The following is a 15160-nucleotide window of genomic DNA, read 5'->3' as shown; positions in this document are numbered from 1 at the left end:
ATGGTTTTTAATAATGATTACATAAGAATAATTTAGCATTAGGTAGAAGATTAGCAATTTTAGCAGACTATATTTGTCTAAAATTTTAAGATGGATGTAGTTTCGAGCCTTAAATGGCGTTATGCAACAAAGAAGTTTGATGAGAATCGATTTTTAGAAGAACAAAAATTAGCGGTTTTACAAGAGTCTTTTAACCTTACGGCAACCTCCTATGGTTTACAGCCGTTACGTCTTGTAGTGATTGCGAATAAAGAAATACAGGCTAAATTGATGGAAGCTGCTATGAATCAACGTCAGGTTTTAGATGCATCACATCTTTTGATTATTTGTATAGAGCGAAAGGTAAAAGCCCCGTTTGTTACTAATTATTTTGATCGGGTGCAGGAAATACGCGAAACTCCAGAGACTATTTTGAAACCTTTCAAAGAAATGCTTGCGAATAAGTTTGATAATCAATCTAAATCAGAGACACGCGAATGGGCTATACGCCAGGCATATTTAGCCATGGGTAACTTACTTACCGTTTGTGCATTAGAGAAAATAGATGCTTGCCCCATGGAAGGTTTTGAGCCTGAAAAATTTGATGAGATTCTTGATCTTAAAAAGCACAATCTGGCATCAGCACTTATATTGCCTGTGGGGTATCGTGCCGAAGATGATATGTTTGCAGATTTTAAAAAAGTACGCAGACCTCAAAAAGAGACCATCATTCACTTATGATCTGTAATACCGCTCAATCATTATAGGTTCTAAAATGGGCATATTGTAATCGTAGGTTTCTTTTGGTTTGTATATCTTCAGTTTATAATCAAACCTATTATCAGGGACTATAATTGGCATCAGATTTTTAAACCCATCCGGTTTTTCTGCCGGAGCTATAAATTCACTCAGCGCCTTTTCGGTATCAGGTAAATCCAGGTCTGAAAAGTCTTTAGCATTTAAAGTGAATTTTTGAAAGAGCGAATCTGCCGGAGTTAATCGCATTTGCGAGGGTACTTGTGCAAATAAAAAACTTCCAAAACCTAAAATAGATAGTATAGTAACGTAAAATTTCGTACTCATAGTTGTGGTTTTTAGTTACCTATAAATACGATTTTAGTTTTATTATGTGACAGATGCACAATAATTTAACACTTTAGTAATCTACTTTGTCGGTAATTTCAAGACCATAACCTACCATACCTACGCGTTTTTGGTCTTCGCTATTAGAAAGTAAACGTATTTTAGAAATTCCCAGATCGTGTAAGATTTGAGCACCTATACCAAAATCTTTTAAATCCATTTTAGAATTGTTTGTAAGTTCGCGTCCGGTTTCTTGGTGTTCTTTTAATTCCGCAAGGCGGAAGAGTAACTTACTGGCAAAATTTTCTTGATTTATAAAAACGACCACACCCTTTCCTTCAGAATTGATCTTTTCAAAAATCTGATTGAGTTTAGTATCTGCTTGCTCAGTTAGTGTACTTAGAATGTCATTATTCACAAAAGATGAATTCACACGAACAAGAACCGGTTCATCGTTTACCCAGGTGCCTTTTGATAGCGCAATATGTATTTGATCATTTGTAGTTTGCTGATACGCGCGTAGTCTAAAAGTTCCAAAAAGAGTATTGATTTCAAAATCTTCTTTTTTAACGATAAGCGAGTCGTGTTGCATACGGTACGCCACAAGATCTGCAATGGAAACAATTTTTAGATCAAATTTTTCTGCGATTTCAAAGAGTTGCGGTAAGCGAGCCATGGTTCCGTCTTCATTCATGACTTCTACGATGACACCAGCAGGGGCAAAGCCCGCAAGGCGTGCAAAGTCTATAGCGGCTTCTGTATGACCTGTTCTTCTTAAAACACCGCCTTCTTTTGCTTTAAGCGGGAAAATGTGCCCCGGTCTTGTGAAATCCCACGGATTCATATCAGGATCAGTGAGTGCTTTTACAGCTTTAGCGCGATCTAAAGCACTAATACCGGTCGTAACTCCGTGACCATTTAAATCAATAGAAACAGTAAATGCAGTTTCCATAGGGTCACTGTTTGTGCCTACCATCATTTCTAACTTGAGCTCTTTGCAGCGTTCTTCAGTGATAGGAGCACAGATAAGGCCACGGCCGTGCGTTGCCATAAAGTTTATTGTTTCTGCAGTGACAAGCTCTGAAGCGGCTAGAAAATCACCCTCATTCTCACGGTCTTCATCATCTACAACAATGATTACTTTACCTTGTTTTATATCCTCAATAGCTTCTGGTATGGTATTGAGTTTGGTCTTTTTGGCGCGCGTTTGCGTATCCATATTCTTTCTTTTTTAAGCGGATATAAAGGTACGATTTAGCTTGCTCTTACCTTGAAGTAGCATTACTGAAACTTTAATAAAACCCCTTATAATGTCTCCAGTAAGATTTCTGCAGCATCCTTGAATTTTTTAGAATATCCGTAAGCTTTATAGTTTTTTACAATGTCTTGAAGCTCTCTTTTTGTTTTGGTTTTTAAAATTGCCTTTTCAGAATTAGACAAGTCAAAATCCATCAAAGGTTGCTCAGGATCAACTTCGATATCTTTTTTCTTTTTGAACCATTTTTTGATTGGATCTAAAAATCCGTCTAGATCAAATAAGCCTTGATCTGTTGTAGCCCGGTAGGTTAAATAAACGCCTAACGGAAACAAAATAAGTGTACTCAGCCAGCTGGCTAGCCAAGCTGCAACGGTACCATCTTCGGCGCTATTCTTTGCAAAAATACCGATGAAATGGTAGGTTAAAAACAACACAACTCCAATAACAATGGGTAATCCCAAACCACCTTTACGTATAATGGCGCCCAGAGGAGCACCTACAAAAAACAGAATTATGCAGCCAAAGGCAAGAACAAATTTTTCGTGTAATGCAATTTCATATTTACTCAAAGTTTTGATCTTAATACCGTTGTCGGTCTTGCGTTGTTTTATTGAGGTGATGTTGTTTTTTACAGTGGTTTTTGCATAATCTAAAACTTGAATTTGTTCTGAAAATTCAAAATTATCGATTAGGTTTTCCTTTAAAACGCGTGTAGTGTCTTTCTTTATATTCTTTAAGTATGAAGAATCAAGTGGGCGCAACTGCATTTCTCTTACCTGCCCTTTTCCTAAAGAAGTTAAATACTGATTGTAATTTTTAGAGATGTCTGCAAGCGTGTCATTCAGTTGGGTAACGGTGAGCATGGTGTATGCATTATCGATACTCTTCTCATCCATATCTACATTGCTAAGCTCTGAAAGATCTATGTTTATGGTATAGGTCTCAAAATAGCTTTTTACATAGGGTTCTCGCTTTTGCTTTCTAAAATCCTTTTGCTCAACCTCATCGTAGTAATTGCCGTCAATTAATTTTAAGGAAAGTACATTATCTCCTTCGGCACTTATCAATTCACCTTCGCGAGCTTTGATTACGGTATAATTACCCACTCTGGAGGGATCTTTCTGATAAATAATGACATCTTTTAAAAACTGACCTTTTTCACCTTGTTTATCGGCTACTTTCATCACATAATCTTCACCTATAGCGGTGTATTGCCCCTTAGTAATTGCCATAGCTGGTTTTACCTGGGCGATATTTCGGCGCAAGTTAAGCGACTCAAACTCAGCCGCCGGAATCACATAATTGGCAAACAAGAAAGATGTTGCGGCTAGTGCTAGAATAAAGATGGTAAGACTGCGCATCGCACGCTGTAGTGAAATGCCAGTAGATTTCATCGCTGCAAACTCATAGTTTTCTGCAAAATTACCGAAGGTCATGATACTGGTAAGCAAGACCGTTAGGGGTAAAACCAGTGTTACTAATCGGGGAGAGAAGTACATCAAAAATTTTACAATAATCATAAAATCAAGATCTTTCCCGGCTAATTCTTTGATGTACAACCATACGGTTTGTAAGACAAAGATGAACATCAAGATGATGAACGTGCTGAGAAAGTTCTTGATAAATGTTGTGAGAATGTAACGGTCTAGTATTTTCAAGAGAACCTAGTCTAGTCGGTTTATATAGTAGTCTCCATATTTGTTTTCATCAAAAACAAACATGTTATCAGGTAAAGGTTTATCAGTTTTAAATGAGTTAACGGTAATTGTGATTTTACTGCCGTTATTTTGAGTCATGATCAATCGATAAATGTGTTTGGTTTGCGCATCAATACCTAATAAAGCAGACTTTAACTCACTGTTAGAGTCCATAGGGGTGAGTTTTACATATTGAATTTTACGACCATTTACATTTTGCTCAATATCCCATTTATAGGTATACCCTTCATTGAAAAAAGTTAGCATTTTAGAAGGGGTAATGGCATCATCATCTCCCGGATCCTGAGTAGAAATTGTGATTTCTTCGTCTTCAGGGATGATGGTATATAACTTTTTACCGTCGTACATTTGGGTAGTACCCATTAAATTCAGTTTGTATTTATCACCGTATAAAGTCACATCACCACGGGTTTCCTGATTAATGCCTGCGGCATCATTAGACAACCCGTACTTAAAATCAATGTACATATTGTCATACGTTTTTACTTTGGCAGAAACTTCATCCAGCAATTTTTTTGCTTTAGCATCCTGAGCAAATAGGGTAGAAGCTCCGGTACATGCAATAAGCATCAGGGTAAGTACTTTTATTTTTGAAAATTTCATATTATTCATTGTTTAATAATTGGTGTAATCCATTCATATCATTCACGAGAACTTGTCTGGCTTTACTGCCTTCAAAAGGTCCTACAACACCGGCAGCTTCTAATTGATCTATAATTCGCCCTGCGCGGTTGTACCCCAATTTAAGCTTCCGTTGTAGTAAAGACGCACTTCCTTGTTGCGCTGTTACAATAACTTCTGCAGCATCCATAAACAATACATCCCGATCACTGGCATCTATATCAAGACCTGTGCCACCTTCTTCTCCTACATATTCAGGCAGCTTGTGGGCATCAGGATAGGCTTTCTGTGAACCGATAAAATCGGTTATTTTTTCAACTTCTGGAGTATCTACAAATGCACACTGTATGCGTACCAGTGAATTACCTTGAGTGAATAACATGTCTCCACGACCAATCAACTGATCAGCACCCTGGCTATCTAAAATGGTTCTTGAATCTATTTTTGAAGTTACTCTAAAAGCAATTCGCGCCGGAAAGTTGGCTTTGATAATACCCGTAATTACGTTTACCGAAGGGCGCTGTGTGGCAACAATAAGATGAATACCGATTGCCCGGGCAAGTTGAGCCAGACGTGCGATGGGAGTTTCAACCTCTTTACCTGCAGTCATAATCAAATCTGCAAACTCATCGATCACCAGAACGATATAAGGTAAAAATTTATGTCCGTCGTTAGGGTTTAATTTGCGTTTTTTAAACTTAGCATTGTACTCTTTGATGTTGCGAGCCATTGCATTTTTAAGCAGATCGTAACGCTGATCCATCTCGATACAGAGTGAGTTTAAGGTGTTGATGACCTTAGCATTATCTGTAATAATTGCTTCTTCAGAATCTGGGAGTTTTGCCAGATAATGACGTTCAATTTTATTGAACAGAGTAAGTTCAACCTTTTTGGGGTCGACCAAAACAAATTTGACTTCAGCGGGATGCTTTTTATACAATAACGAAGTTAAGATTGCATTCAATCCTACCGATTTACCCTGACCGGTCGCACCTGCCATAAGCAAGTGAGGCATTTTGGCGAGATCTACTACAAAAGTCTCGTTAGAAATGGTCTTTCCTAAAGTAAGCGGTAATTCCATTTCTGCATTTTGAAAACGTGGAGAAGCAATCGCTGAACGCATAGACACAATACGCGCATTTTTGTTAGGTACTTCAATACCTATAGTTCCTTTTCCTGGAATAGGTGCAATAATACGTATTCCCAGTGCAGAAAGTGACAGCGCAATATCATCTTCAAGATTCTTGATTTTTGAAATACGCACACCAGCTTCGGGAACTATCTCGTACAAGGTGACTGTAGGACCTACTGTTGCTTTAATATGTGCAATATCAATTTTGTAGTTTTTAAGGGTATCTACAATCCGATTTTTATTTTCTTCAAGCTCTTCTTGATCTATCGTAATGCTTTGTCCTTTTGTATAATCTTTCAGCAGCTCAATAGACGGAAACTTATAATTGCTCAGTTCTAAAGTTGGATCAAATTCACCAAAGTCTTGAACCAGCTTGGTGCTTAGATTTTCAACAAGTTCTTCCTCTTCAACGGTCTCTTCAATTTCTATTTCAAAATTCTCTTCCTCTTCAGGTTTGTTAACCTCGAGTGGAGCAGGTTTAGGTTCTGGCTGGGATTTTGTTGTTAATACCGGTTCTTCAATATCTTCAAGGTCTTCTTCAACAGGGAGCTCAATATGATCTTTATCAAAAGCGGTGTCTACAAACTCCCTTTCATCTGAATCATCTGTATTGAATTCTGAAGAAATAGCTTGTTTTTTCGATTTAAGATATTGACCTATAAGTTCCGGAGTCAGTTTTAGCCTTACGGCGAAATAAACAATGGCAACAAAAACAAGTACCAGAATAGTGCCGATCATTCCTATAAAATCCTGAAGGAAATCATTGAGTTCAAAACCTACCATACCACCCAGCAACGGATTTTTATCTGCAAAAAAACCGAAGAATACCGAAAACCAAAGCATCACAATAATTCCCCAAAACCAAAATGACTGAAGGCTTTTTTTGGGTTTGTCAAAAAAGTAATAAAAACCGGTAAGCGTTACCAATACAGCTAAGGCAAATGCGGCCAAGCCAAAACCTTGATAAATGAAAAAATCACCAATACCTGCACCAAATTTATTGAGCCAATTTTGAGATTCCATACTACGGTCGCTAAAACTATCTAGCGTACTTTGATCTACCTGCCACGTAAAAAAGTAGCTGATAAAAGAAAACAACAAGGCAAGTCCTAAAAGGAATAAAAAACTCCCCAGAACTATTTTCTGTTGTTTAGACAGCTTAAAAGAGAACTTTACAGGCTGCTTTGTAGCTTTAGTTTTTGTTTTGGTTTTTTTTCTCGCCATTCTAAGCTTAGACTAAGTAGTATTTAGGTGATAAAACTTTACACGCCTACAAATCTGAAAAATCATTCAATTATTTGCGGTTTGATTTCCGGATGGTTTTAACCATTAGCGGGTAAAAATACAAATATCAAACGGTACTAAACTTATAAAATTTTAGAAGAGTTTAGGTATATAAATAATAAAGCCAATGATCGCAGCAATAACGGCTGCAAAGGTTACCGCACCGGCAGAAACATCTTTTATAACGCCTATTTTTTTATGATACTCAGGATGAATAAAATCTGCTATTCTTTCAATAGCCGTATTGAGTCCTTCTGTAGCTAATACGAGCGCTATTGCTAAGAGTTGAATACACCATTCTGTAGTAGAAATATCTAATATAAAGCCCAAAATTGTAACAGCCAACGCGCACCCCAGTTGTACTTGTATGCTGGCTTCTTTACGCAATAACCACGCACCTTTAAAAGCATATTTAAAGGCTTTGATTCTATTCATTGCAAAATTCTCTTTAGGCGGTTGCGTCATAGTTTAATTTAAGGAGCTTAGTGCAGCTTCATAGTCTGGCTCCTGACCAATCTCAGGTACTTGCTCACTGTAAATAATCTTATGATCAGCATCTAAAACAATGACAACGCGAGAATGCAATCCGGCAAAAGCACCATCAGCGATTTCTAAACCATATTCTTTACCAAAAGAACCGTCTTTAAAATCTGAAAGCGTTGTAACATTATCTAGACCTTCTGCACCGCAAAAGCGCGCTTGTGCAAAGGGTAAATCTCTGGAAATGCATAAGACCGCAATATCTTCTAAAGTAGAAGCCTCTTTATTAAACTGTCTAACCGAAGCAGCGCAAACACCTGTGTCAACACTAGGAAAGATGTTCATGACGATGCGCTTTCCTTTATAGTCTTCAAGGCTTATTTGAGTTAAATCTGTAGCAGCGAGTTTGAAATCTGGGGCAGTTGTGCCTACTTTAGGGAGCTCTCCATTAGTCTCTGTAGGGTTTCCACCAAGGGTAATTGTAGCCATAAATTTTAAATTGGTTTTAGTAAAAGTAGGTAATAGTAGAAGGACCTCCAATTAAAGCTTTGCTAAAATCATATTGGTTTTTAGCTAATCAAAGTAAATAACTACAACCAAAAAAAGTCCTCAGTCAAGGGAGCTGAGGACTTTTCAATTAAAAAATCTAACCTACATTTATCGGTCTATAGAACCCAAAACCTTCTGAGCAAATCCGTTTGCTGCATCACGTTCTGACATTCCTTCTGAGATCATTTGGTGCATTTCAACAGCACCACAAAGATTGGTGATCAACTCGCCTACAACATCCATATCTGCATCCGTTACCGAACGGTGTTCTGTAAAAGACTCTAATACATCAATGGTGTTTTGTAGCGCTTCAGCACTGTTGTTTTTTTGCAGATGCTTAATTACTGGTAACTTCATTTACAAGCTCTTTTAGGTTTTCAAACTTATTGGTTTGAACCTGATTAACAAAAGTTCCGTTTTTAAAAGTGGCAAAAGTGGGTAGATTATCTACAGTAGCCATTTTTCGACTTTCAGGATATTTTTCTGCATCTACTAAATAAAATTTAGCATGCTCATTCTCAGAAGCAAGTTTCTTAAACTTGGGCTTCATCAATCTGCAGTTACCACACCAGCTTGCCATATATTGAACAATTACAGTTTCGTTATCACTAACTAATTCTGATAAATTGTCTTGATCAAGTTCTTGAATCATGATGTATGTTTTTAAGGTTAATTTCTTAATAAATGAAGTTGGGTGAAAGAAATTAATTTGAAGCTAAATAGGAAGCAACACCGTCACGGTTAGCGTTCATTGCATCTTTACCTTCTTCCCAGTTAGCAGGGCATACTTCACCATTTTTCTGAACGTGAGCATACGCATCTATCAACCTTAAAAATTCTTTAACGTTACGACCTACAGGCATGTGGTTTACACCTTCGTGAAATACAGTTCCTTCTTCATCGATAAGATAAGTAGCTCTATAGGTTACATTGTCACCATCAACAGTTAAGACCCCTGTTTCTTCATCATAGCGCTCGTTAGTAACATCTAATATACCTAGACGGTTAGCAAGGTTGCGATTCGTATCTGCTAAAATTGGGTAAGTAACCCCTTCAATACCGCCATTATCTTTAGGCGTATTCAACCATGCGAAGTGTACTTCTGGTGTATCACAAGATGCACCTATAACTAACGTATTACGTTTTTCAAACTCACTCATTGCTGCTTGAAAAGCGTGAAGTTCTGTAGGACATACAAATGTGAAATCTTTTGGATACCAAAAAAGCAAAACTTTCTTACCGTTCTTTTTTGCTTCGTCTAATACATTTAATTTAAATGTATCTCCCATTTCATTCATAGCGTCTACAGCTAAGTTTGGAAATTGTTTACCTACTGATGTCATTAAGTTGTTTTTTAAATTTTACAAAACAAAGATAGCTCCCTAAATCGATTAATGACAGTTGTGAAAATGCAAACAAATTATTTTGATATAAGCTTTATCTATGCTTTACCAAGAATGCACATTCTTTTAGTAGACCCTTAAGAATAGCAGTTTAAAAATGTAAGACCAATAAATTTATTAGTTGTTTTTTAAGGTAATGATAAAACGTAAATGTTATAAAAATTCACTTTTTAATAGAAAGCAATTAAGCCGTTTTACTTTCTTTCAGCGTTCTGATTTTTATACTGAATGCAGCAAAAATTAAGGTCATAAATGGACTCAACCAGTTGAATATCGCATAGATGAAATAATCTGCAACAGAAACACCTAAGACACCACTCTGGTATGCTCCACATGTATTATAGGGTACAAGTACTGATGTTACCGTACCACTGTCTTCTAATGTTCTACTCAGGTTTTCTGGGGCTAAACCTTTATCGCGGTAGGCTTTTGCATACATTTTACCGGGGACCACAATCGCTAGATATTGATCACTTGCCGTAGCATTAAGACCAATACAGGTGGCAACTGTACTGGCGAATAATCCAAAAGTACTATCGAATAAATTGAGCATAAACTTACTGATGCGTGCCAAAGCGCCAATGGCATCCATAACACCGCCAAATGTCATGGCACAGATGATTAGCCAGATTGTGCCCAGCATACCGGCCATTCCGCTTGCGGCAAAAAGATCATTGAGGTTTTCGTTTGTAGTTTCAATAGCGGTGTCTACAGTGATTGCATTCATCACACCCATATAGCCGCTTTTAAAAGTAAGTGTTTCGCTTCCTCCAAGTCCGGCAACAATTTCAGGCTGAAAAATAAGCGCAGCGATTCCGCCTAGAAGGGTCCCTATTAATAGAGCTATTAAAGGGGAGGTTTTTTTGATAATCATAAAAATGACTATCACGGGAACCAAAAATAACCACGGATTAATATTAAACGCAGCATCTATGGAAGCTAGAATTGCTGAAGTATCTGCTGTTCCAGAGGTTTCTATATTAAAACCGATTATTATAAAAACGAGGAGCGTAATTGTAATCGTAGGAACTGTTGTATATAGCATATACTGAATATGGGTAAACAAATCGGTACCTGCCATTGCCGGGGCTAGATTTGTAGTGTCACTAAGTGGAGAAAGCTTATCTCCAAAATACGCCCCGGAAAGGATTGCGCCGGCGGTCATTCCGAGTGAAATATCTAGCGCATTTGCGATACCTATTAAAGCAATACCTACAGTGGCAGAAGTCGTCCAACTACTTCCAGTAGCAACTGATATGATAGCACAGATGACAACACAGGCAGCAAGAAAAATAGACGGATTTAAAATTTGTAACCCGTAATAAATCATCGTGGGGATGATACCACTTATAAGCCAGGTTCCTGCAAGGGCTCCCACCATTAATAAAATGATAATGGCTCCTGCTGTAGATTTTATGTTTTGAGCAACTTCTTCCATCATCGTATCAAAAGAAGTTTTATTAAAAAAGCCTACGAGGGCTGCAACTGCAGCACCCAGTAATAAAATGAATTGATTAGACCCGCTAAGCGCATCATCCCCAAACACAAATACATTATAAGCCAGCATCCCAACAAGAGCTATAATAGGGATTAAGGCTTCCCAGATATTTAACTCTCTGTTGTCTACAATTTCTTGATTTTTGGGATCTATATCCTGACTTTCCATTGGCGTTTTTTAAGATGCTTACAATAATAAGCAATCTGGTTTAAAAAAGGGTATTTGTTAAATAGCTAAATCTTATCGCAGATCTCCTTAAAAAGAATAGAGAAGGAGCATGATTCAATCGAAAACCGATTTTAGCAAATTCACGAGCTTCTGAGAAACTAAAAATGGTGTGAGCTAAAGAAAAGTAAAGAACAAATCATTGATAAACTAATTCCTCAAACCGACATTAGGAGGTTCACAGACACCTTAAATGGAACTGCAACTTCAATTGGTATTCCTGTTCTTTTGCCTTGATGCCAAAGAACCAAAAAATCAAGGCTTATTTTTACATCCTTGAAAACTACGCAAATCCCTTATCCTGCGGATGGCAAACCGCTGCGCTAAGCCATCCTCCACATCCAAGGCTGCGGGATTTGCTTGTTTTACTACGGATCTAAAAAGTAGGCCGTTTTACCATTCTATTAAAAATTACTTAAACCCGAAGGGTTAAACGAATCACAATCCCTTGGTTCAGAATAACCGCGGGAAGCTCCGAAGGACAGGAGCGATAGCGACGCGGAACGTACAAGACGGTTTTCGCCCCTAAGGCGAAAAATATCTATCCAAAAAGTGTCGTTTCTTTTCTGCATCCGACGACCGCAAGGAGCCAAATGCACTGTTCCAAGAGAACCTTTAGTCTTAAAACGACGTAGGAGTCTCTTGAGCTAAACCGACATTAGGAGGTTCACGAGCTTCCGAGAAATAACAAACACGCGAGCTAAAGAAAAGTAAGGAACATGAATAGAACCTATAACTCCTATTCATATTCCCTTTCTTTTTTGCATCGCCCAAAAAAGAAACAAAAAACGCTAGGCTTACAGGAGGTTCTCTAAATTTTTTGTTCGCTGCACTGCATGCGCTTAACTCGGCCGCTGGCCTCAAACAGAACCGCCTGCTACGTTACGCTCACTTCAAATTTTACGAGAACCTCCTGATAGGCCGTTTTAAAAATGTATTTCATAAGAGACTACAAAAAAGTAAGTATTCAAACCCGAAGGGTTAAACGAATGGCTCTCCCTCGGTTCAGAATAACCGCGGGAAGCTCCGAAGGACAGGAGCGATAGCGACGCGGAACGTACAAAACGGTTTTCGCCCCTAAGGCGAAAAATATCTATCCAAAAGGTGTCTTTTCTTTTCTGCATCCGACGACCGCAGGGAGCCAAATGCACTGTTCCAAGAGAACCTTTAGTCTTAAACCGACATTAGGAGATTCACGAGCTCCCGTAAAATAGAAATCACGCGAGCTAAAGAAAATGAACGGGAGATGATATAAAAAGTATAGTTTCTATTCGTGTTCCTGTTCTTTTGTCTTGATACAAAAGAACCAAAAAATCAAGGCTGACAAAGCTTTATCTAAATTTATCATTCGCTCGCTAAATTTTAGAAACTCGCTTGAATAAATCAGTAAAGAAAATCAATACGTGCAGCTCAAACAGTCTAAAATTTTTTACGTCACTCACTTCAAATTTCACGATAAATCTTTGTAGGCCGGTACTGACGTATTAATTAGCTTTCTTCAAGCTTTAAGTAATTATCTTAATTGATAAACTGATAAATTACTCAAACCCGAAGGGTTAAACGATTGCCTTCCCTCGGTTCAGAATAGGCGCAAGGGCAGAGCGTTAAGAAAAGGTCTGGTAGACCTTTTTAGCGAATGAGCCAGGTGGCGCATAGGCTTTGAGATCATATCTTTCCATTTGGACTACTTTTCCTCAGTAAGGGTTGCTTTTAGTATAACAAGAGTAGCGACGCGGAGCTGACCAGACGGTTTTCGACCATAAAACGGCTTTTAAAGCGAGTACCAAATACCCTAAAACTAAATCTAAAATTCAGGACCAGCTCATTGGAGTTTAATCTCGATTATCTAGCGAAAAAATTTCGAAGCAAGGATGTCTTTTTTTTTTTACTTTTCTTTGGACAAGACAAACCGTCTTTACTAAGTTCTTGTATTCCAAATCAATGATTTAATGAGAAGCATAAAACAAACATTCTAACCACTACTTGAATACCTTTTCTTTTGCCTGAGATTATAGGTTTATTAAAAAGGTCTTGCAGATCCGTTCGTGTAAATTGTTATCACTTTTTTTGGTATAGTGATCCAGTTCTTTACCGAGTTTACTGTAAAAATTAAAAGATTTGGGATGACTGCTGCTAATTCGAATTTTAGCGTAGTTTTTAGAGCGGTAGTAGGGGAAAATAATAGTGTTAAGCCAATAGCTTCCGTGCCCCATTCCTTTTTCTACGATATGGAAGTATTTGAGCAATACGGTCTCCTTTAGATCGGCTTCGCCTTCTATACCAAGCTTTTCCAGTTCACCCCCTACAACCGTTAAAACGCCGATGATGGTGCCCTTTCTTTCCAGAGTGTGTATATCAAACCAAACGCTTGCTGTCTGTTTTAAATTTTCTATGTAATTAACGGCATGATAAAGCTCATTATAGTCATCCCAATTGTTTTCGAGTTTCCAGGAAACGTAGTTGCTTATCGGTGAGAATAATGGGCTGCTAAAGGTTTGATGTAGTATGAATTTTAAATCGTTTTTACCGGTTCCAAGTAGGTTCATAAAGTCATAAACTATTAAGGTGTAAAGATAGGGAGATTAAAAAATGTGTAAGAAGAGCACTGCCAGAACTTTGTTTAAGCTATATGTGTGATTTAAAATTAGTTACCCTTTCAAAAGGGTGTCGTAAGAGACTTTCCTTGAGTCAGTACAGTACTAACAGGTCCGTGCAACCTGCATTTTCCTGACGCTACTGAACTAAAAAAAAGTAAAAAAGCATAAGCCAATTCTAGTTCAATGTGTATTTTCGAACACGAATAAACAAGCAGATTGAAAAATCTGGTCAACCAACAGGCAAATGAATCGACTTTCCTTCAAATTTACTACATTCATTTTCATATTGATTGCGTATACGTCCTGCAGTTCGATAAAAACAGCACCTGCAGACATGCCTTCTGGTAGCCCTAAAGCAAGTAGTGTTTTTCCTAAACAAAAAGGATCCGTGAATGATTTTGAGAATATTCTTAGCGAATCAGAAGAAGAGGAACTCACCAGAAAAATTCAAGAACTTGAATCTGCAACATCAAATCAAATAGCAGTTGTGACTTTAGTTTCGATAAAACCCTATTCCACTATTGAAAGTTATGCATTTGATTTAGCGAACTACTGGGGAGTTGGAATGGAAGAAAAAGATAATGGAATTGTAATTGCCCTGGGAAAAGAATTGAAACAGATTCGTATTGAAAACAGTATGGGAATTCAGCAAGGCTTAACCGACTCAGAAACAAAACGCATTATCGAGGAACTCATGATTCCGGAGTTTAAACAGGAAAAATATTATAAAGGACTCCTAAAGGGAATTGAAGCCATTAGTCTGCAACTTAAATAAATGCGTTGGGCAGTAAAAGCTGAAACTGTAAATACAAGCTACAGTATACGCCTTTTAGTATTTGATACCTATCTCAAACTCTCATCCATCTTATGAGTTTTGAATTCAAAAGTAGTCACATCTATACCCAAAGGATAAAATGTTTTGATCCCTGAGTTCATGGTAAGCGCAGAGAGAGTTATAAAGAACCGATGTGATACGCAAGCAGAGCTGATAATCAGGGCTTACCCTTAAACTACTTTTGAGGCCTTGGAGAAAATTTAGGGGGCTTCTTGCGGTTTTGCCTATTAAGGCAAAAATGCCTAAGAAAAAGGCTCTTTTCTTTTCTGCAACTGACGACCGTAGGGAGAGGAATGCATCTGTTGTGCTATGTAATGCTGTTAGTCAGATTAGTAGAGGCAAGGAAAATAAACAGAACCTGCTATAGAAACGTAAAACACCTTTAGAAGTTTTTTACATTTCAAATCAATAACCTCGTTAAACATCTCTTCAAACTTCGCTTCCAAGAGAAGCTTTTTAATACTCATTAAAAATCAAAACCCTTGTTTTGAAATACCT

General features: G+C 37.7%; 14 protein-coding genes. 2 read left to right on the top strand and 12 right to left on the bottom strand.

Annotation, left to right across the window (positions count from 1 at the left end):
* The first annotated feature begins 90 nt into the window (after positions 1–90).
* Positions 91–720, top strand: a complete 630-nt coding sequence (locus BUB91_RS09500; RefSeq protein ID WP_073099001.1) for an NAD(P)H-dependent oxidoreductase — start codon at positions 91–93, stop codon at positions 718–720.
* Here BUB91_RS09500 and BUB91_RS09495 read toward each other — a convergent pair.
* The 12 genes from BUB91_RS09495 to BUB91_RS09440 all read right to left on the bottom strand — a co-directional run bounded on the left by BUB91_RS09495 (position 715) and on the right by BUB91_RS09440 (position 13776).
* On the bottom strand, positions 715–1062 hold the full coding sequence (locus BUB91_RS09495; protein ID WP_073099000.1) for a hypothetical protein: 348 nt from the start codon (positions 1060–1062) through the stop codon (positions 715–717). The two genes, BUB91_RS09500 and BUB91_RS09495, sit on opposite strands and share 6 nt — an antisense overlap.
* A gap of 73 nt (positions 1063–1135) precedes the next feature.
* Positions 1136–2281 (bottom strand): 3,4-dihydroxy-2-butanone-4-phosphate synthase, encoded by a 1146-nt coding sequence (gene ribB / locus BUB91_RS09490; protein ID WP_073098999.1) that lies wholly within the window; start codon positions 2279–2281, stop codon positions 1136–1138.
* Between the two features lie 86 nt (positions 2282–2367).
* Positions 2368–3978 (bottom strand): LptF/LptG family permease, encoded by a 1611-nt coding sequence (locus BUB91_RS09485; protein WP_241652591.1) that lies wholly within the window; start codon positions 3976–3978, stop codon positions 2368–2370.
* Between the two features lie 6 nt (positions 3979–3984).
* Positions 3985–4650, bottom strand: a complete 666-nt coding sequence (locus BUB91_RS09480; RefSeq protein ID WP_073098998.1) for an outer membrane lipoprotein periplasmic chaperone LolA1 — start codon at positions 4648–4650, stop codon at positions 3985–3987.
* Positions 4643–7015: a DNA translocase FtsK gene (locus BUB91_RS09475; protein ID WP_073098997.1), complete on the bottom strand. Its 2373-nt coding sequence runs from the start codon at positions 7013–7015 to the stop codon at positions 4643–4645. Before BUB91_RS09475 ends, BUB91_RS09480 begins: the two co-directional genes overlap by 8 nt.
* Positions 7016–7168: 153 nt before the next feature.
* Complete coding sequence (locus tag BUB91_RS09470; protein WP_073098996.1) at positions 7169–7540, bottom strand: diacylglycerol kinase; 372 nt, start codon at positions 7538–7540, stop codon at positions 7169–7171.
* A 3-nt stretch (positions 7541–7543) separates the two neighbouring features.
* Positions 7544–8044, bottom strand: a complete 501-nt coding sequence (gene tpx, locus BUB91_RS09465; protein ID WP_073098995.1) for a thiol peroxidase — start codon at positions 8042–8044, stop codon at positions 7544–7546.
* Between the two features lie 168 nt (positions 8045–8212).
* The gene (locus tag BUB91_RS09460) at positions 8213–8461 is read right to left on the bottom strand and encodes a DUF6952 family protein (RefSeq protein WP_073098994.1); all 249 of its coding nucleotides are present in this window, start codon (positions 8459–8461) and stop codon (positions 8213–8215) included.
* Positions 8442–8756: a thioredoxin family protein gene (locus tag BUB91_RS09455; protein WP_073098993.1), complete on the bottom strand. Its 315-nt coding sequence runs from the start codon at positions 8754–8756 to the stop codon at positions 8442–8444. Before BUB91_RS09455 ends, BUB91_RS09460 begins: the two co-directional genes overlap by 20 nt.
* Before the next feature lie 52 nt (positions 8757–8808).
* Entirely contained in the window at positions 8809–9447 is a 639-nt protein-coding gene (locus BUB91_RS09450; protein ID WP_073098992.1) for a peroxiredoxin, read from the bottom strand.
* A gap of 244 nt (positions 9448–9691) precedes the next feature.
* The gene (gene nhaC / locus BUB91_RS09445; protein ID WP_073098991.1) at positions 9692–11173 is read right to left on the bottom strand and encodes a Na+/H+ antiporter NhaC; all 1482 of its coding nucleotides are present in this window, start codon (positions 11171–11173) and stop codon (positions 9692–9694) included.
* A 2066-nt stretch (positions 11174–13239) separates the two neighbouring features.
* Positions 13240–13776 carry a hypothetical protein gene (locus tag BUB91_RS09440; protein ID WP_073098990.1) on the bottom strand — a complete coding sequence of 179 codons (537 nt, stop codon included), beginning with the start codon at positions 13774–13776 and terminating at the stop codon, positions 13240–13242.
* A gap of 385 nt (positions 13777–14161) precedes the next feature.
* On the opposite strand from BUB91_RS09440, the gene BUB91_RS09435 reads away from it, so the two are divergent.
* The gene (locus BUB91_RS09435) at positions 14162–14602 is read left to right on the top strand and encodes a TPM domain-containing protein (protein WP_073098989.1); all 441 of its coding nucleotides are present in this window, start codon (positions 14162–14164) and stop codon (positions 14600–14602) included.
* The last annotated feature ends 558 nt before the right edge of the window (positions 14603–15160 follow it).

The organism is Leeuwenhoekiella marinoflava DSM 3653 (genome assembly GCF_900129005.1).
Classification (GTDB): domain Bacteria; phylum Bacteroidota; class Bacteroidia; order Flavobacteriales; family Flavobacteriaceae; genus Leeuwenhoekiella; species Leeuwenhoekiella marinoflava.
The sequence above is the reverse complement of the archived record's forward strand: the minus strand, read 5'-3'. Positions and strand labels throughout refer to the sequence as shown.

Bases quoted from the DNA above. Each gene is read 5' to 3' on its own strand.
- BUB91_RS09475 (WP_073098997.1), bottom strand. From the start codon at position 7,015: ATGGCGAGAAAAAAAACCAAAACAAAAACTAAAGCTACAAAGCAGCCT.
- BUB91_RS09455 (WP_073098993.1), bottom strand. From the start codon at position 8,756: ATGATTCAAGAACTTGATCAAGACAATTTATCAGAATTAGTTAGTGAT.
- nhaC (WP_073098991.1), bottom strand. From the start codon at position 11,173: ATGGAAAGTCAGGATATAGATCCCAAAAATCAAGAAATTGTAGACAAC.
- BUB91_RS09495 (WP_073099000.1), bottom strand. From the start codon at position 1,062: ATGAGTACGAAATTTTACGTTACTATACTATCTATTTTAGGTTTTGGA.
- BUB91_RS09435 (WP_073098989.1), top strand. From the start codon at position 14,162: ATGCCTTCTGGTAGCCCTAAAGCAAGTAGTGTTTTTCCTAAACAAAAA.
- BUB91_RS09500 (WP_073099001.1), top strand. From the start codon at position 91: ATGGATGTAGTTTCGAGCCTTAAATGGCGTTATGCAACAAAGAAGTTT.
- BUB91_RS09440 (WP_073098990.1), bottom strand. From the start codon at position 13,776: ATGAACCTACTTGGAACCGGTAAAAACGATTTAAAATTCATACTACAT.
- tpx (WP_073098995.1), bottom strand. From the start codon at position 8,044: ATGGCTACAATTACCCTTGGTGGAAACCCTACAGAGACTAATGGAGAG.
- ribB (WP_073098999.1), bottom strand. From the start codon at position 2,281: ATGGATACGCAAACGCGCGCCAAAAAGACCAAACTCAATACCATACCA.
- BUB91_RS09460 (WP_073098994.1), bottom strand. From the start codon at position 8,461: ATGAAGTTACCAGTAATTAAGCATCTGCAAAAAAACAACAGTGCTGAA.
- BUB91_RS09470 (WP_073098996.1), bottom strand. From the start codon at position 7,540: ATGACGCAACCGCCTAAAGAGAATTTTGCAATGAATAGAATCAAAGCC.
- BUB91_RS09450 (WP_073098992.1), bottom strand. From the start codon at position 9,447: ATGACATCAGTAGGTAAACAATTTCCAAACTTAGCTGTAGACGCTATG.
- BUB91_RS09480 (WP_073098998.1), bottom strand. From the start codon at position 4,650: ATGAATAATATGAAATTTTCAAAAATAAAAGTACTTACCCTGATGCTT.